15 protein-coding genes and 1 pseudogene are annotated in these 18,328 nt (G+C 45.6%); 11 read left to right on the top strand and 5 right to left on the bottom strand.

What is annotated here, in order from left to right:
• Positions 1–1,642 (top strand): ComEC/Rec2 family competence protein (locus tag ACRBG0_RS12610; RefSeq protein WP_431487231.1); only part of this gene is annotated, 1,642 nt, incomplete at its 5' end.
• A gap of 147 nt (positions 1,643–1,789) precedes the next feature.
• Positions 1,790–2,917, top strand: coding sequence for a helix-hairpin-helix domain-containing protein (locus ACRBG0_RS12605; protein WP_431487230.1), 1,128 nt, complete (start codon positions 1,790–1,792; stop codon positions 2,915–2,917).
• Between the two features lie 257 nt (positions 2,918–3,174).
• Here the strand turns inward: ACRBG0_RS12605 and ACRBG0_RS12600 are convergent, their stop codons facing one another.
• Positions 3,175–4,179 (bottom strand): DUF3179 domain-containing protein, encoded by a 1,005-nt coding sequence (locus ACRBG0_RS12600; protein ID WP_431487229.1) that lies wholly within the window; start codon positions 4,177–4,179, stop codon positions 3,175–3,177.
• Between the two features lie 350 nt (positions 4,180–4,529).
• Positions 4,530–5,120, bottom strand: a complete 591-nt coding sequence (locus tag ACRBG0_RS12595; RefSeq protein WP_431487228.1) for a LemA family protein — start codon at positions 5,118–5,120, stop codon at positions 4,530–4,532.
• A gap of 160 nt (positions 5,121–5,280) precedes the next feature.
• Between ACRBG0_RS12595 and ACRBG0_RS12590 the strand changes: the two genes are divergently transcribed.
• From ACRBG0_RS12590 to sucD, 8 genes are all read left to right on the top strand, one after another.
• Complete coding sequence (locus ACRBG0_RS12590) at positions 5,281–5,790, top strand: DUF1905 domain-containing protein (RefSeq protein WP_431487227.1); 510 nt, start codon at positions 5,281–5,283, stop codon at positions 5,788–5,790.
• Between the two features lie 195 nt (positions 5,791–5,985).
• On the top strand, positions 5,986–7,077 hold the full coding sequence (locus ACRBG0_RS12585) for an XdhC family protein (RefSeq protein WP_431487226.1): 1,092 nt from the start codon (positions 5,986–5,988) through the stop codon (positions 7,075–7,077).
• A gap of 45 nt (positions 7,078–7,122) precedes the next feature.
• Positions 7,123–7,725 carry a TIGR04282 family arsenosugar biosynthesis glycosyltransferase gene (locus ACRBG0_RS12580; RefSeq protein WP_431487225.1) on the top strand — a complete coding sequence of 201 codons (603 nt, stop codon included), beginning with the start codon at positions 7,123–7,125 and terminating at the stop codon, positions 7,723–7,725.
• A gap of 22 nt (positions 7,726–7,747) precedes the next feature.
• Positions 7,748–9,043: an amino acid permease gene (locus ACRBG0_RS12575; RefSeq protein ID WP_431487224.1), complete on the top strand. Its 1,296-nt coding sequence runs from the start codon at positions 7,748–7,750 to the stop codon at positions 9,041–9,043.
• Positions 9,044–9,439: 396 nt separating this feature from the next.
• Positions 9,440–10,546 carry a glutamine-hydrolyzing carbamoyl-phosphate synthase small subunit gene (gene carA, locus ACRBG0_RS12570; protein WP_431487223.1) on the top strand — a complete coding sequence of 369 codons (1,107 nt, stop codon included), beginning with the start codon at positions 9,440–9,442 and terminating at the stop codon, positions 10,544–10,546.
• Positions 10,547–10,638: 92 nt separating this feature from the next.
• A complete protein-coding gene (gene eno, locus ACRBG0_RS12565; protein WP_431487222.1) occupies positions 10,639–11,922 on the top strand; it encodes a phosphopyruvate hydratase in 1,284 nt (427 codons plus the stop codon).
• A 391-nt stretch (positions 11,923–12,313) separates the two neighbouring features.
• A complete protein-coding gene (locus ACRBG0_RS12560; protein WP_431487221.1) occupies positions 12,314–12,622 on the top strand; it encodes a hypothetical protein in 309 nt (102 codons plus the stop codon).
• Between the two features lie 50 nt (positions 12,623–12,672).
• Positions 12,673–13,545, top strand: coding sequence for a succinate--CoA ligase subunit alpha (sucD, locus tag ACRBG0_RS12555; RefSeq protein WP_020534611.1), 873 nt, complete (start codon positions 12,673–12,675; stop codon positions 13,543–13,545).
• A gap of 112 nt (positions 13,546–13,657) precedes the next feature.
• Here the strand turns inward: sucD and ACRBG0_RS12550 are convergent, their stop codons facing one another.
• Together ACRBG0_RS12550 and ACRBG0_RS12545 are read right to left on the bottom strand one after the other, a co-directional pair.
• Positions 13,658–14,206 carry a hypothetical protein gene (locus ACRBG0_RS12550; protein WP_156825628.1) on the bottom strand — a complete coding sequence of 183 codons (549 nt, stop codon included), beginning with the start codon at positions 14,204–14,206 and terminating at the stop codon, positions 13,658–13,660.
• A gap of 538 nt (positions 14,207–14,744) precedes the next feature.
• Positions 14,745–15,935 carry a hypothetical protein gene (locus tag ACRBG0_RS12545; RefSeq protein ID WP_431487220.1) on the bottom strand — a complete coding sequence of 397 codons (1,191 nt, stop codon included), beginning with the start codon at positions 15,933–15,935 and terminating at the stop codon, positions 14,745–14,747.
• A gap of 517 nt (positions 15,936–16,452) precedes the next feature.
• Here ACRBG0_RS12545 and ACRBG0_RS12540 point away from each other — a divergent pair.
• A complete protein-coding gene (locus ACRBG0_RS12540) occupies positions 16,453–17,838 on the top strand; it encodes an MATE family efflux transporter (RefSeq protein ID WP_431487219.1) in 1,386 nt (461 codons plus the stop codon).
• 186 nt (positions 17,839–18,024) lie between these two features.
• Here ACRBG0_RS12540 and ACRBG0_RS12535 read toward each other — a convergent pair.
• Positions 18,025–18,328, bottom strand: a pseudogene (locus ACRBG0_RS12535) (esterase family protein); the annotation flags it as partial.

The following is an 18,328-nucleotide window of genomic DNA, read 5'->3' as shown; positions in this document are numbered from 1 at the left end:
TATCAAGTTATTGCCTGGCCAAGAAATTCAATTCAAAGCAGCCCCAGAGCGGATTACAGCCCCTTTAAATCCCGATGCCTTCGATTTTTCGGAATGGCAGGCACGTAAGGGCGTTTACCATCAGGCTCGAATATCTGAGCAAGACTGGATGTTGGTAAATCCAAAACTCTCTTTACGAGGATTGGCTTATCAATACCGGGAAGATCTACTCAAAATTTTGCGCCAGCATCTGCCAACGGGCTCTAACGAACTGGCAGTCGGTGCGGCCTTGATTCTTGGGAAACGAGATGAATTAAGCACCGACCTACGTAATGCTTATGCCGAAACCGGCGCTGTACACGTCTTGGCGGTTTCGGGCCTCCATCTAGGGTTTGTTGCCTGGGGCTTGGGTTTGTTGTTTGGTTGGGGACCGTTTAAAAGATCAGGATGGAAATGGATACGATTGCTGCTCATTTTGACAGGAATTTGGGGTTTTGCCTTAGTTACAGGGCTGTCGCCATCGGTGCAGCGTGCGGCGGTAATGTTCAGTTTTCTTTGGCTGGGCCAAACTCTGGGTAGGCGGGCTAGTATTTATAATTCTCTTGGCGCTTCTGCTTTACTACTTTTGCTTATTGACCCTTACCTACTGTTTGATATTGGGTTCCAATTGTCGTACTTGGCGTTGTTGGGGATCGTCTTTTTCCAGCCACGTTTGTATAGACTTTGGTATTCACCATTCAAAATCGTTGACTATGCCTGGAGTTTGACGACAGTGGCTATTGCTGCCCAACTCACTACTTTTCCACTCAGTTTATATTATTTTCATCAGTTTCCGCTTTACTTTTTGCTTACAGGCCTGGTTGTTGTGCTTGCGGCATCGTTTATTCTCGGGTTAGGGATTTCGTTATTTCTACTACATTGGATTACGCCACTAGCTACCTTGTTGGGCAAGCTCTTACTTGGTATTATTTGGCTAAATAATGCCTTCATTTTTACGATACAAAAACTTCCTGGCCATCTTCTTAGTGGCATCTGGATCAGTGAATGGTTGCTGTTTTTCCTATTTGTGTGTTTGTTTTTCTTGGCTTGGTACAGTGCTCATCGTCGAATTACTTACCTCTTTACCGGCTTGTCGGCATTGATTTTGGCACTGGCAATCAATGTGTTCACCAAAGCCGATTTGGCACAACAGCGATCCTGGACGGTCTATCATCTCTACAAAGCTTCTGTTGTGGATGCCTTTGATGGCTATCATCGCTATAGCATTTCCAGTGTTGAAGAGGATGATCCTGCCCTTGATTGGGCAGTAAATCCGCACAGAGAGAAAAGGGGAGTGACGCGTTGGCCAGCAATGGAAACACCGCTCCACTGGTACGAACAATCCCCCGTATTTGCTTTTTATAATCAGCGTTTGGTCATCATTGATCGAGACTGGAATCCTGGACTTACTCCAGAAAACAAGCTAAAGGTAGATTTGGTACTTATTCAGGATGCTCCGAGGGTCACATTGGCTGATTTATCAACCCATTTTTCAGCAGATACCTGGATTTTTGATGGCTCCAATTACCCAGGACAGGTCACTAAATGGTTACAAGAGGCTGAAGGTTTAGGGCTTTCTGTACACTGGACCGCCAGAGATGGTGCTTTTCAGAAAGAATTTTAAGGAACAGCACGAAAATAAGGAACAGCACGAAAATAAAAAGCGATTCTGTTTTTCATAATAGTTGAATAAACGCTTCATTTAAAGTGTTTTAACTATTTGAAAAACCTAAAGAGAATCGCATTTTATTTTCTGCGCAATAAAAGGACCATGGACAATCACTTTTTTTATTTCAGCAAGGGAGAACGAATAGGCATCATTGTATTGATTACTCTCTGCGTGGTGCTTTTCATTTTGCCAGGCTTTCTACCTGATCGCAGCCAACACGATCCTGTCGACTTTTCATCTTTTGTTGAAGAAGTCAGCAAGCGGGGGAATGCTCCCGTGTCTGATAAAGAAAATGCTATCGCACAAACTAACGGGGCGGCTTTATCTCCCCATACTTTTGATCCTAATCAAGCGACCAAAGAAGATCTTCAGGCGCTGGGTGTATCGGCGGGAAGTATTCGTTCCTGGCTGAGTTATATACGCAAGGGAGGAGCATTCAAATCGTGGCAAGACGTTGAGAAATTCCGGGCGCTCTCTGAACAAGAACGTTCAGCGCTTAAACCTTATCTAGCTTTTGGAAATGAAACAGATGCTGCTGCTCAACAGGATGCGCCCCCTACGGCTGCGCCGATAATGCAGATCTTTAACCCAAATGATGTAAGCAAAAACACCCTGCAAACAATGGGCATTTCAGAGAAGGTTGCTCACAATTGGACCCGCTTTATAGCTAGTGGTGGAAGATTTCGAAAGCCAGAGGAAATACAGAAGGTCTATGGATTGTCCACAACTGATTTTGAACGCTTGCTACCGTATGTAGAACTACCTGAGACTGCGAATGATGCTTTCGCCAGCGCCGATGATACTCCACGCACTTATGAAGATGTTTCCACCAAGGTCGTCGTCGATATTAATCAGGCCAGTGCCGCCGAATGGCAAGAATTACGAGGCATCGGCCCTGCATTCAGTAAGCGTATTGTCAATTTTAGAGATAAGCTGGGCGGCTTTCAAAGCGTACAGCAAGTCAGCGAAACTTACGGGCTGCCAGATAGTGTTTTCCAAAAAATCTCCCTACAGTTGAGGCCTTCACCTATTTTGCGAAAGCTAAAAATCAACACCGCTACGGTGGAAGAATTGGCCACTCATCCCTACCTCCGCTTCAGCGATGCCCGCATGATCGTCAGTTATCGCGAGGAACATGGGGCGTATGCGGCCACTGCTGATCTGGATAAACTGTATGGTTTGGAAGAACAAACTAAGCAGAAAATCAAGCCATACCTTTCTTTTGAATAAAAAAAGCAGGCCCACCATCAGTGGGCCCACTCATCAACAATCCAATCGTTTATGTCCGGTTTGTGCCTAAAGGGCAGCACGAAAATTATATGCAATTTCGCTTCGCGTCTACTACGTGGTTGTTTTTCGTAATAGTTGAATAAACGCTTCANNTCATTTAAAGTGTTTTAACTATTTGAAAAATTCAAAAAAAATTGTCATTTATTTTCTGCGCAATAAAGGGTGATTGGATAAAACATTTATTTTTTCGAATGCTCTTAATCACCAACACTCATGGATAAGCTTGTAGCTCCTTCGGGGATGCTGTACACCTCGGTGCCAGGGTGAGCAGCCGACCAAGAGAACCAGTACATGCTGGCACTTGGCAGTGGGTTTCCTTCCAGGTCGGTTACGTAAGCAGCTTGTGCAGTAGCGACAAACTCAATGCTTACTTCCTGTCCATTGACCATGTCTAGTGTGATTTGATTTTCCGCTTTTTCGAGTACAGCGTAAGGGTATGCTTTGTATACACCATCAACTTGTACACCTACGATTCTTTCTTTAAGCTGTAAGCGATCGTCGCTAGCGTTCATCGGAAACATCAGTCGGTCGGTAGTGCCGTAGTAGGCATAAGCATCCACATCATAGTTGCGGGTATAGCCGGTTTCTTCGGCCAGGAGCAACGTTTCAGGGTGGCGTTCTTGCCATTCCCCCCATGTCGTTAGCGTAGTAGGTAGTAGATCAAGTTGAGCACCTGCCACTGGGCCAGCTACTGCACGCCCCAAGGTCTGCGACCATAGGCTTTCTGTTTCCCGATCGAAATACAGGGCGTTGTTGTTGTAGAGTAAGCCAGATACGGCCAGCTCCCAGGTCTGTTCGTGGGCTTCGGTACGGTAAGCCATCGCACTGCCACACAATGGACTGTAAGTAATGGCTACGCGCTCTCCCTTAAAATCATCATTGATAATTTCATGGTAGTTGAGTACGCGAATGGGGTAGGCTTTGGTTACGCCGTTCCTGGTTACACCGATCACCAGATCTTCTTCTGTGAGCCACTTGTCTGACCGCGCAGAGGTGAAATGAGGGTCGGTCAAGGAAGGAATGCCATCCTTGCCGGGGCCACCTTGAATGATTTCCCAGGAAGGGAGTTCTGAATTAGAAAGGTCAAAGTCTTCGTCGGCGAACGATTCTTCAACAAAGATAGCGCGCTGAGCATTCAATCCTGTGCCACACAAGATCATCACAACAGCCATCATCAAAAAGGAGCGAAATACTTTATTCATCTTGGGTTAGATTTTGGAAATTTTTCTTGAAATAGTGTTCAAGTACTCCTCAATCCAAAAGCGTGCCAAAAATGAAAATGGGCAAAAAAAAGTGGAAACGCCGCATAGCAACGTCTCCATCTTTTTTATGTGTACAGATATTGCAGCGCAACATCTTGTCTCTTTTTTAGGCATCCTCCCGGCCCGAAGGGCGGGAGCGGGCTATACGCTCTTATGCAGTGCTGCGCATTGCATACCGCTTCTATCCCTGGCTGTGCTCGCTCCGCTGCGCCGTGCTACCCTCCCAAAGTCGGTCCGCATTTTTTTAAGAGATTGTTTGGAAATCAGTTCGCAAAATTTCCAAACAAGCTCTAATCAAAATTAACAGCGGGCGCATTTTCTGAACCAGCTTGCGCTTCAAATTGTGCTTTTTCGCTAAAGCCAAATATGCTGGCAAAGAAGCTACCAGGGAATCGGCGTACTTGCTTGTTGTAACCCGTTACTACTTCATTGAAGTTTTGGCGAGATACCGCAACGCGATTTTCAGTGCCTTCCAGTTGAGTCTGTAAATCACGGAAGTTGGCATTGGCTTGTAACTCCGGATATTTCTCAACAGTTACCAATAAGCGGCCCAAAGATTGGCCTAGCTGAGATTGTGCCGCCTGAAATTCTTGAAGCTTGTCAGCAGTCAGGTTACTGGGGTCAATGTTTACACTGGTAGCTTTGGCGCGGGCATTAACAACAGCCTCTAGCGTCTCTTTTTCGAAATTGGCTGCTCCTTTTACGGTATTCACAAGGTTTGTAATCAAGTCGGTCCTCCGCTGATACTGCGTTTGAACATTGGCCCAGGCTTGGTCTACATTCTCTTCTGAATCCACAAAGCCGTTATAGCTACTGCATCCACCCATGAAAAGAAGTAACAATAGTACCAAGACAACACCAATAGTGGTAATAGATTTCATATCGTTGTTTTATTTTTTTTCAATACAGCTTACAAATCATTGCAGCTTGTGCGAAAAATAAAGATTTTAGCCAAAATTAAGGGAAAGTGGCTACTTTAGAGAAAGTACAGTCACTTTTATTCAGACCGCTATTTGTCTATAACGTCACCAATTTGAGACCATGAAATTTCAGTTTTCTGCGCCACTCGAAGCCGCCAGCTCCAAATTATTCAATTGGCAGGTCAGGGTTCCTGCCGATGTTACGGCTGCCTTTCTTGCCAGTCCCACCAAAAAACGGGTAGTTTGTATCCTCAATGGACAGGACCCTCATCAGTGTGCCCTTACGCCTATTGGCGATGGCGTTTACGTTATCAAAGTCAATCAGGGAAGGATAAAAAAGCTGGCTTTGGAGGAAGGCAAAACCATCGTCACGGAGTTATTTCCAGACGATAGCAAGTATGGTTTGCCTATGCCCGAAGAAATGGCCGCAGTACTTGCGGAAGACCCAGAAGGAGATAAGGTTTTTCACGCGCTTTCCGCAGGTAAATTACGGACGATGCTTTATGTCGTCAGCCAGGGCACTGATAGCGATGACCGTATCTGGCGAGCGGTTCAGGTAATTGAGCATATCAAAAAGCGCAATGGAAAAATTGATTTTAAGGCGTTACATTACCAGGATTTACGGAAGTAAAGTCCCTGTCAAAGTTAGGTGCGCAGGCCAGCAGGCCGAAGCACGGGGCGTGGAGCGACCAAGGACAAGGGATGGGCAGGAGCGGTAGCGACCGACAGCCCGGTGCCGATCCCGTTCCGACTAGAAAAGTCGGGACGGGAGAAGGCATGGCCCCAAAAATAAATAGGTCAGAGTATTACTAAGTTATATCCAAGCGTGAAAGAAATTAGAAGAATTATTCAGGAATATGAGCAGATTGATTTTAGCACCGAAAAAGCGGCACTGGCTTCGGTCGTTAATGTAGAAGAATCCTCTTATAGGCGAATCGGTGCTCGGATGCTGGTGCGCAGCAACGGGGTATGGACGGGCGGCATCAGTGGTGGTTGCTTGGAACGGGATGCATTGCAGCGCTCACAAATGGCCATCTTTAAAAATGAAGCCACCAGGGTTTTGTACGATACCATGGACGACGACGAAAACCAGATCGGCGTAGGCCTCGGTTGTAATGGGCGCATCGAAGTCGTATTTACCCCACTCGATCCTACTGATCCCCGCAATGAAATCACTCAACTCAAGCGTATCATAGATGCCGACCAGCCCGCGATCATGCTCAAAATTATTGAGGCTCCTGACGATAGCGGCCTGCTGGGTGAACATCAATTGGTAGAAGATTTTAGCCATCCAGCTTCTTTTGTAGGTATTGAGACTCACACGCTCATTCCTTATGTAAAGGAAACCTTGAGCAAAAAAAAGCCCCGTCTCTTTGCATGCAATGTGAATGGGCAACCAGTGAAGTTACTGGTAGAATTCATCCGCCCGGAAACCCGGTTGATCATCGTTGGTGACAATTACGATGTATTGGCTATGCTGGGGATTGCCAAAGAGCTGGGCTGGGAAACTTACCTAGTTGGCAAAGCAAAAAAAATGTCAAAAGCCATGTTCGAAATGGCAAAACGAGTGGTAGATTATGATCAGGTAGACGAGCTGCCTGTGCATGATTATACGGCAGTAATGCTCATGTCGCATGATTATAATAAAGACAAAGCCATGCTTCCTCTTTTTGCAGCCAAGTGCCCTCCGTATATGGGGATGCTCGGCCCCAAAAAGCGCCTCCTGAAAATGCAGGATGACCTAAGGATAGACCTCGAAAACATGGATTTCCTCCACGCACCTACCGGCTTGGAAGTTGGTGCAGAATCTCCCAGCGAAATTGCTTTATCTATTGCTGCTGAGATTGTGGCGGTCTTCCGAAAGAAACCCGGCGGGCTACTAAAACACAAGGAGGGAACCATCTATGATCGCGATTAAAAGAGGAATCTCTACTTTTGTGCCTCCAAATTATCATACAACGCTATGGCCAACCGCCCTACACTGCTTATTTTTATAAAAAACCCCGAACTCGGCAAGGCAAAAACTCGCCTCGCGCAGACGGTCGGCCCTGAACGGGCACTGAAAATTTACCGCGCGCTACTTGGTCATACTTGCCAACTGACACAAGCGGTTGATGCGCAGCGAATGCTCTTTTATAGCTCGTTTATCGATGAAAAAGATGATTGGCCCAATCAAGATTTCTCAAAGTATCTACAGGTTTCTGGTGGCTTGGGAGACCGTATGACGGCCGCTTTTCAGCAGGCTTTTGAAGAAAATGGCGGCCCCGTTTTAATTATCGGTAGCGATTGCGCTCAACTAACCCCCGCTATCGTAGAACAAGGTATCAAGAAATTGGAGGCCAATGATTTTGTCATTGGCCCCGCGGAAGATGGTGGTTACTATTTGTTGGGAATGAAGAAATTTCATCCCGAAGTTTTTCAAAATGTAGCGTGGAGTACCGAAACGGTACTGCCTCAGACGTTAGAAATCATAAGCAGTAATGAGTGGTCGCACGCACTCCTCCCTGTTCTTTCTGATATCGATTACGAAGAGGATTGGGAAAAGCACGGCTGGGAGATAGATTGAAATCTTTGTACCTTTTCGTAAAATGCCTAACGAAAAGCTTGGATTTGGAGCCAGCCTTGCACTGGTCGTAGGGAACATGGTAGGCTCTGGCATTTTTCTCTTACCAGCCTCTCTGGCTATTTACGGAGGCATCAGCTTGGTCGGTTGGGTGTTTTCATCGTTAGGCGCAATTCTTTTAGCCGTGGTTTTCGGTAACCTTAGCAAATGGTTGCCGGAGGCAGACGGCGGCCCTTATGCCTATACCCGTGTAGGTTTGGGCGAGTTTCCGGCCTATCTGGTCGCTTGGGGCTATTGGGTGTCTATTTGGAGTACAAATGCAGCAATTACGGTAGCTCTGGTGGGCTACCTTGGTGTTTTCTTCCCCATTTTGAAGGTCGAACCTCAATTGGCAATTCTTACCGGTCTCGCTTTTATCTGGTTTTTTAGCTACGTCAATACCCGCAGTATTCATACTGTAGGGTGGGTGCAATTGATTACAACGATACTCAAGCTGGTGCCCATCCTGTTAATTGGCTTTATTGGAATTTTTTACTTCAAAGTCGAGCATTTTATTCCTTTTAATCAAAGCGGAAGCTCCAATTGGTCGGCTATTACTACCACTACTACCCTCACTTTGTTTGCCTACCTGGGCATGGAAAGCGCCACAATTCCGGCCACCAAGGTCAGCAATGCCAAAACCACTATTCGCCGGGCTACCATTTATGGAACTCTGCTTACCGTCGTCCTCTACATCCTTAGTTCGGCTGCCGTCATGGGGATCGTGCCGCCCGAGGTGTTGGCCAACTCCACCGCTCCCTTTGCCGATGCTGCAGCCTTGTTTTGGGGTGATACCGCAGAATACATTGTTGCCGCCGGAGCAATCATCGCTACCATGGGGGCGCTCAACGGCTGGTTGCTGATTCAGGGCCAAATTCCACTTGCTGCGGCCAGAAATGGCTTGTTCCCCAAAGTCTTTGCCCGACTCAATGGGCGCAGCCAACCTGCTATTGGTATTGTTTTATCCAGCCTTTTGGTGTCGCTACTGATGTTGCTCAATTTCTCGGAGTCTTTGGTCAGTGCCTTTACGTTTATGATGACACTTTCTACCCTGTCGGTCATTACGCCCTACTTGTTTTCTACGGCCAGTTTTGCACTGCTGGTCTTCGCCCAAAAAGCAAAACAAAAAAAACTTCACCTGCTATTGGCACTGGGGGCTTTCTGTTTTTCTATCTGGATCATTATCGGCTGTGGGCAGGAAGTCGTTTTCTGGGGCTTCTTGTTGCTGATGTCAGGCATCCCTTTTTATGTATGGCTAAAACGAAACGAACATGCTCGCTAATCGTAGCAGTGCGATCATGCTATAGCCGTGTTTTCTCAGGTAGAGTAGGGGCCGTGCCATTAGTGGTATTGCTGCGCAAACACCACTTCGGTACCAGGTTTTTGGTCGCTTTCACTCCACGCTATCCCTCGTTCTGCTTTCGATGAAAGATCGGGGGCCGCCGAGCTACAGGCCCCGCTTTACGCGCTGATTGCTGGATTAGGTTCCGTCCTCTAGCATCCAATCCCCAAGTGCCCTTTATTCAAGGAGGGTTGGGTAGGCCTTAATGCCACCTTCCAGCATTTTAACCTCTACAAATACCAACAGTAAAGGAAATTTTCAAAAAAAACGCTACTCATTACCCAAAGTACCCAGCCTTATCTATCTTTGCGTGCGGTCAAAACGAAACCGCAATCTATGGCAAATTCTTCGCTACCCCCCGCCATCCTGTTATTGGAAGATGGTACTGTTTATCGGGGTAAAGCCGCTGGTAAAATTGGTACTACTACTGGCGAAATCTGTTTTAACACCGGAATGACCGGTTACCAGGAAATTTTTACTGATCCTTCTTATTTCGGACAAATACTCGTGATGACCAATGCACACATTGGGAATTATGGTGTAAAAAACGAAGAAGTTGAATCCAATTCGCTCAAAATAGCGGGTTTGGTATGTAAAAACTTTACGGTGCCTTACCATCGCCCACAGGCGACCCAAAACATTCAGGATTATTTCGAGGAAGGAGGAATGGTTGGCATCTCTGATGTAGATACCAGAGCTATCGTTCGTCATATTCGTGACAAGGGAGCGATGAATGCCATCATTTCCAGCGAAGAACTCGATGTAGCTATTTTGAAAAAACGCCTGGCCGAGGCCCCTAGCATGAAGGGGTTGGAATTGGCCAGCAAAGTAAGCACCAAGGAATCTTACACCTATGGCCAATCGGACGCTAAGTACAAGGTAGCAGTTCTGGATTTCGGTGTGAAAGAAAATATCCTGCGTAGTTTTGCCCAGCGGGATTGTTTCATGAAAGTATTTCCTGCCAAGACGTCTATGGAGGAGTTGGAAGCATTCAAGGCTGATGGCTATTTCCTTAGCAATGGTCCTGGTGATCCAGCGCCAATGGAATATGCTACCCAAACAGCTAAAGCTATTTTGGCTGCTGAAAAGCCACTATTTGGAATCTGTCTGGGGCATCAGATTTTAGCTCAGGCACTTGATATTCCTACCTATAAAATGCATAACGGCCACCGTGGGATTAACCACCCCGTAAAAAACCTGGTGACCGGCAAATCTGAAATTACCAGCCAGAACCACGGTTTTGGCGTAAGCCCTGCCGCTATTAAAGCCAATGCAGACAAAGTAGAAATCACCCATGTTAATCTAAATGATGATACCATTGAAGGTATCCGAGTGATTGGCAAACCAGCTTTTTCTGTACAGTATCACCCCGAATCGAACCCCGGGCCGCATGATGCCCGCTATCTTTTCGATCAGTTTGTGGCATTGATGGCCGATTCGTAGAAACGTTGCATCACAGTGCCTCCCGCAAAGAGGCACCGCAACATCTCCACAACTCGGCAGGATTAAAATTATTAATTTAAAAACAATAAGCGATGAGTAATATTCTTGACATTCGCTCACGGGAAATTTTGGATTCCCGAGGCAACCCTACCGTAGAAGTAGAAGTACTAACCGAGGAAGGTATTGTCGGCCGTGCAGCAGTTCCTTCTGGAGCGTCTACCGGCGTACACGAAGCAGTAGAACTTCGCGATGGAGACAAAGAGCGTTTCCTGGGTAAAGGCGTTTTACAGGCTTGCCGTAACGTAGAAGAGGTTATCGCTGACGAACTCATCGGCGTAAGTGTCTATGAGCAGCGTTACATCGATCAGATCATGATTGATCTGGATGGAACAGCTAATAAATCTAAGTTGGGCGCTAATGCGATGTTAGGCGTAAGCTTGGCAGTAGCTAAAGCCGCCGCCGCTAGCAGTGAGCAGCCTTTGTACCGTTATATCGGAGGGGTAAACGCACACGTGATGCCGGTACCAATGATGAACATCCTCAATGGTGGTTCTCATGCGGATAACAGTATCGACTTTCAGGAGTTTATGATCATGCCCGTAGGTGCTGAACAGTTTTCTGAAGGCTTACGTATGGGAGTAGAAATCTTCCACCACCTGAAGACCGTACTCAAAAAGAAAGGTTACAGCACCAACGTAGGTGATGAGGGTGGCTTTGCGCCAAACATCAAGAGCAATGTAGAAGCGATTGAGACCGTGCTTATGGCCATCGAAGCAGCTGGCTTCCGCCCGGGCGAGGATGTTATGATCGCTATGGATGCAGCTGCTTCAGAGTTTTACAACAAAGAAGAGAATGTTTACCACTTTCACCAGTCAACCGGCGAAAAACTGAGCCCATCTGATATGGTTTCCTACTGGGAAGATTGGGTGAATAAATACCCAATTCTATCAATTGAAGACGGCCTTGATGAGGATGATTGGGATGCTTGGAAATTGATGACTGACCGTATTGGTCACAAGGTGCAATTGGTTGGTGATGATTTGTTTGTAACCAACACCAAACGCCTACAGCGCGGTATTGAAATGGGCGCTGCAAACAGTATTCTGATCAAGGTGAACCAGATTGGTACCCTTACGGAAACCGTTGATGCGGTACAGCTTGCTACCCGCAATAGCTACACCAGCGTAATGAGCCACCGTTCTGGAGAAACCGAAGATACAACCATCGCTGATTTAGCAGTAGCACTGAATACTGGTCAAATCAAAACGGGTTCTGCTTCTCGTTCTGACAGGGTCGCGAAATACAACCAGCTTCTTCGTATTGAAGAAGAACTAACTGATGCTGCAATTTACCCTGGTAAAGCACTGTTGGGCTAGTAGCCAGTGTAGTAAAGAGATGCGTGGCGATGAAATCGCCACTTGGGGTAAAGGGTAAAGGGAGGTTGGAGACGCTAGAAAAACTGGCATCTTCTACCCCTCTGCTCTATACTCAAAAGGCGCGAAGCGGCCTGTATTTCAATACAGATGCTTAATCGAATTCAATATCCTCCGTGTCTCTGCGTCTCTGTGGCTAATAACTCTGGTGTTTTTCACTGGAAAGCTCAGAGAAAGCCTTATCTTCGCGACGAAATTATTGCGCAAAAAACAAATTAGCATTTCTCTGAATTTTTCGAATAGTTAACACGCTTAAAATGAAACGCTTAGTTATCTATTCGTAAAATGAAAGTGATAATTTATTTTTGTGCTGTTTTAAATACATCCCAACCCTATGGATCAGGCCATAAAAGACCTCTGGAATAAATTACCGACACCCTTGCGGAACCGCTATTTTATTACAGCCATAGCTTTTGTCGCCTTCATGATCTTTTTTGATCGCCATGATGTGCTCACGCAAATAAACCTTCAACGTACTGTTAATAAACTGGAACAAGACAAGGTTTTTTACCAAGAGCAAATCGAGCGTGAAGAAGAACAGCGCCTAGATATGGAAATCAACAAGGAGCGTTTTGCTCGCGAGAAATACTATATGCAGCGCAACAACGAGGATGTATTCATTATTAAGGATGAGAATAAATAAGCAGTAAATTACTGCTGCAAGATATAAACCAAAGTAACAATCTTAGCTTCATGTCTGTACTGATTAACAAGGATTCAAAGATCATCGTTCAGGGATTCACTGGTAAGGAAGGAACCTTCCATGCCAGCCAAATGATCGAATACGGAACCAACGTAGTAGGTGGTGTAACGCCCGGTAAAGGTGGCCAATCTCACCTGGATCGTCCGGTTTTTAACACCGTAGAAGATGCAGTAGTGCAAGCTGGTGCAGATACTTCTGTTATTTTCGTACCCCCTCCCTTTGCGGCGGATGCGATCATGGAAGCAGCAGCAGCAGGTATCAAAGTGATCATCTGTATCACCGAAGGTATTCCTGTGCAGGATATGGTAAAGGCTAAAGCTTATATCGAAGATATCGATTGTCGCTTGGTTGGCCCTAACTGTCCGGGTGTTATTACTCCGGGAGAAGCCAAGTGTGGGATCATGCCAGGTTTCATTCACAACCCTGGCCGTATTGGCATCGTTAGCCGTTCTGGTACCCTCACCTACGAAGCGGTGGATCAGGTAACCAAAGCGGGGATGGGCCAAAGTACCTGTATCGGTATCGGTGGCGACCCTATCATTGGCACCACCACCAAGGACGCTGTTGAACTCCTGATGAATGATCCTGATACCGACGGTATCATCATGATCGGAGAGATCGGCGGTACCATGGAAGCAGAAGCTGCGGAATACGTCAAGAATCACGGTACCAAGCCCGTTGTTGGCTTTATCGCTGGTCAGACGGCTCCTAAAGGACGCACTATGGGCCATGCTGGTGCCATCATCGGTGGAAAAGACGATACTGCTGAAGCCAAAATGGCCATCATGGAAGCATGTGGTATCCACGTTGTCAACTCTCCAGCAGATCTGGGAGTGACGATGTTGAAGGCGATGCAGGGATAATATCTCGTTAGGACAGTTCACACTACTGTCATGATATTAGAAAAAAAGAGCCGTTACGTTAGTCGTGACGGCTCTTTTTATGTTGAGAATTGGGGGGCGGAGCAAATTGTATCTAACTCAACAATAGCGCCAGCACAATCACCATCACCAACAGCAGCGCTGCCGTAATCAGGAAACCATTGGAATTGCGGTATTTGTCGAAAAGGTACTCCACCGCTTCGTTCCATTCCAGTTTGCGATAGAGGGGTTCGATGATGAAAACGTGGTAGCGGCGCTCAAACAGACGGGCATTACCGTGTTTTCTGAGGACAAAAAACTCTTCGTCGAGAAATGCTAAGTCAAACACTTCTGCATCGCAGGAGCTGGCACCATAGACAAATTTGCCGTTCATCAGTCGCCATTCTCCGCACTCAATATTGCCATTGGTAGAGCGAACGTATTCGCCGCCTTCGTCAAAAACGTGGAGGATCACTTCATGGAAGTCTTCATCGTCGCGCAGCTCAATCCAGTTACGGCCCAGATAATACTCCTCTTCCCGTAAATCTTCACTGTGCTTGCGGATAGCAGGCAGGACTTTGTCGAGCGCATCAAAGAGCCCATCGACTTCAGGAAGTTCTACATTAAAAGGTTTGGCAACCTTATCGAGCATTTTGTTATCCACAACTGCACTTTTTGAAAATAAGAAACAGCACAAAAATAAATTGAGAATTCGTTTTTCAAACAGCTAGCGAAGCGGTTCATTTCAAGCGCGTTAGCTGTTTGGAAAACCTCAAAAACCACGAAGTAGCCGCGAAGCGAACACTCAATTTATTTTTGCGCAATAATAAGGACTAAGGTAAGAGGATTAAGTTGAATTCGCAATAGGCCCATACTTGAGATAGATTTGAACATAAGTCATCCCGAATTTTGGCTAAGGCCAAAATCCAGCCTGATTTTAATTTAGAAAAGGTCATTGAACATCTGAAAAGACTGATTTATCTGACTTTTTGTATGAAACCCCATGATTTCTATTAGTGAAATCATGGGGTTTCGTTTTTAACGATAAGTTTTGCGGTTGGTCAGCACGGATTTTGATGACAATCAAAATTCGGGATGACTCATATTCAAAACCTCCGTCGGGTATGCCTCTTATAATCTCTTCTATTTCCTTATATGGTTCAAGTCATAAGGTGTTCTTGGTGGTTTAGAAAAAAACATACCTAATTCACTTTAAAAGGCTGGATCAAAATGGCGCCACTTTCCCGGAGGTTGGAACTCAAGACAATAACTTGTTCTTTAACGCCATCATCAATGGAGACCGCTACCGTATTTGGGGGAATGTCACCCAGGTCGTCAGCGTGTAGAATCAGGAGATTCTCACCCTGAAGGACATCAACAGGAATACTCCACTTGCGTTTATTGACTCGGTACTCATGCAGGATCTGCTGGCCATTCAGAAAGAGGGTTAAGATGTCTCCATCAACAATGCCATTGTCCCATACTTTTATTCGAATTTTATCACTGCGCACCTGTAGTATTCGATCGACCTTTACTGTACGACCTGAGGTTTCATGGTAAGCATCGGCGTGAGAGTCCACATATTCTTGGACCACTTGGGTCATGACGGGCTTGGTAAGGAAAACCGTACCAGGAGCACAAGCCCCGGTTGCTGGAGTCTTATGCTCCAAGTACCCCGACCAATCCCCTGAAAGCTGATAGGTGCCATCCTCTCTACTTTGCAAAAGCTGTCCATTTTTCATGCACCATTTCCAATCAGGGTCGGTCCGTTCTGCTATCCCGTCTTCCCAAAACTGTATACCTTTTTCGGTCTCTTCCCATCGCAGTTCATGTGTTGCTTCGCCGCCAGCACCTTCGCTGACAATATGAGAACTACCTCTTCCATTTTCGGTCAGGTTTAGTTCATAATAAAAACCATAATCGCGATCTGACTGTGAAAGGTAGCCCGTCCAGCGGCCAGGATAACTAAAGGGAAGTTCCTCTTCGTAGCTCCCACCAACTTTAGTCATACGCATAAAACCGGGTTGACAACCTGTGGCCTTCCAATCTCCATCTATGATTCGTTGATCTTTGCTTAGGCGAGCGGTGATGAACTTTAAACACCACAAAGGGCTTTGGGGGGATAATTGTTCAACTTCCTGTAGTTGCAGTTGCCCTTCAGCCCACCGACCACTAATGATGAAAGTGGCACTTGTTTTTCCATCCTTCGAGCTGGAAGTCGCTTGCCCGGATACCGCTTGCCCCTGCTGTTGTAGTCGTAAATCATACGAAAAAGTATCGCTGCCATTGGTTTGCCAAACGATCCCTTGCCATTGTCCGGAAATTGACTGTCCTGTAACAGTTGAAACGACGGAGAGTAGAAGCGTGATAATCAGTGAATTAGTTCGGAACATTGTTGTTCGGGAATAGTTGGTCTGTGAAAAAAACGACTTGATATTATAAAAAATTGGATGCACCCCCCAAAATGGGGGTTGTAGGTACTTGGTTTACTGTTTACATTTGCAACATAAGAAAAATAAGCACACACCTTATTACAAAATATTAACAAGGGGGACATCACATTAAGTTGATGCCAGATTTAAAGAAACCCGGTGAAAGCCGGGTTTATTTTTGACTTTCCTTCTTCCTACCGTATATGTTTTTATATTATTTCAAAGAATAATATAGCTTCTAACCCAAGCAAACCTTTCGTACTCTGATAATTTTTTTATCAATTGATGAAAAAATTGTCAGAGACTTTTACCTCTACTACCATCTTAAGAAGAATACCTAAAATTCATTCTTGTTTTTGTTAAAATTAGATTTTTCCAGTAAACCAGTCCAGTCGTACAACAATAATTCCGACTTGAGGTTCCTATATTGGCCGCTCTTTACTGTTTACAGTAATTTACCAACCCTGGGATCATAGCTATGGAAAAATCAGAACAACTAGGCAAAGCGCCGATCGGGCAGTTGCTTAGTCAGCAGGCTATCCCAGCATCCATTGGGATTTTAGTGATGTCTATCTATGGCATCGTCGATACTATTTTTGTTGGTAATTTTGTTGGGCCTATTGCCATTGGTGCTATCACTGTCGTTTTACCGATCACCTTTTTGATTTCTAGCGTGGGCATGGCTATTGGTATTGGCGGTAGTTCCATTGTCTCTCGTGCATTAGGAAGGGGAGACCGCCAGCGGGCACTGGAGACATTTGGCAATCAGGTAGCGCTTACTATTGTGATCGCAGTGAGTGTCGTTGCCTTGGGCGTATTACTACAAAATCCGATCCTCAAGCTTTTTGGTGGCAAAGGAGAAACCTTAGCTGCTGCTCAGGAATATTTTGGTATTGTACTTTTAGGTATTCCTTGTCTGGCGTGGGCGATGATGTCAAATACCGTAATCAGGGCAGAAGGCCAACCCCGGATAGCCATGATATCTATGATGGTACCAGCTTTGGTGAATTTAATTCTGGATCCTATTTTTATTATTTGGTTAGACATGGGGTTAGCAGGTGCAGGCTGGGCCACTACTATAGCTTACTGTTTTGCGGCTATGTTTACCAGTTGGTATTTCTTTGTTAGCGGGCGTTCAACGATGAAAATCAATTGGGGGTATCTGCGTTTAAAGTGGAGCTTGGTAAGAGAAATATTTTCTTTGGGGTCCGTCACTTTGGCTCGGCAAGGCGTAATTGCTGTACTTTCTATTGTATTAAACAACACCCTTTTTGCTTATGGGGGTGCACTGGCGATGTCGGCCTATGGGATTATTCAGCGTATGATGATGTTTACCAATTTTCCGGTCTTGGGAATTACGCAAGGCTTCCTACCTATTGCTGGTTATAATTATGGCGCTAGACTTTGGGATCGGGTACGTCAAATAATACGCCTTTCATTGGTCAGCGGTACGATTATTGCCTCCCTGACGTTTGCTGCCATTATGATTTTTACGCCATCAATAGCTCGTCTGTTTACGAATGATCAGGGCTTGATAGACATTACGGTACCTGCTATTCGCGCCAGCTTTTTGGCCACTCCTTTGATCCTATTTCAGTTAATTGGTTCTGCTTATTTTCAAGCGATTGGCAAAGCAATGCCTGCTCTTTTACTGACACTTACCAAGCAGGGTTTTTGTCTGATTCCGCTGTTGCTCATTCTGCCTCCTATTATGGGACTGAAAGGTATTTTTTACGCCTTTCCTATTGCCGATGTAATTTCGGCTAGTATCTGTTTTTTCTTCCTTTGGAAACAAATGCAAAAAATGTCTCAAAGAGAAAAACAAGAAGCATTGGAAGCGAGAGAAGTCTCTGCTGAGAAATAACAGCGTTGGTGGAGAGGAGCCTTCGGTATTCTATCATACAAAGTCGGAAGTGGGAATTCGGATTTTTTGGATAACCTGAATGGCATCTACTCCTTAAAGTGGCAAGTGGCATCTGGGGGAATTTCAAAACTACCCTTAACAACTACGCGTATCAAAATTACTTCTGATTTCAGACTTCCTACTTTTCTAACCCTCGTCAAAAAGTTTTTTGAAGAATAGTAATTGGTGAACAATGGCTTCTTCCCAGTAAAGCCAGTCGTGGCTTCCTGGGCGTGCAATATAGGTGTGAGGAATGCCGCGATTCAATAATACTTGATGTAAAGCTTCGTTTTCTGCCAGCATTTGGTCTTCGGTGCCACAATCAATAATAAGATGGGGCGTCTCCCGTACCGTTTCTGCTATGGCAACAACAGAATGAGTTGCCCATCGGGTGCTATCTTCTGTATAAGCCCCCAAATGCTGATCTATCTCCCAAGCATCGGAATGTGCT

Source organism: Lewinella sp. (genome assembly GCF_050633125.1).
Classification (GTDB): Bacteria; Bacteroidota; Bacteroidia; order Chitinophagales; family Saprospiraceae; genus Lewinella.
This window is presented reverse-complemented; position numbering and strand designations above follow the sequence as displayed.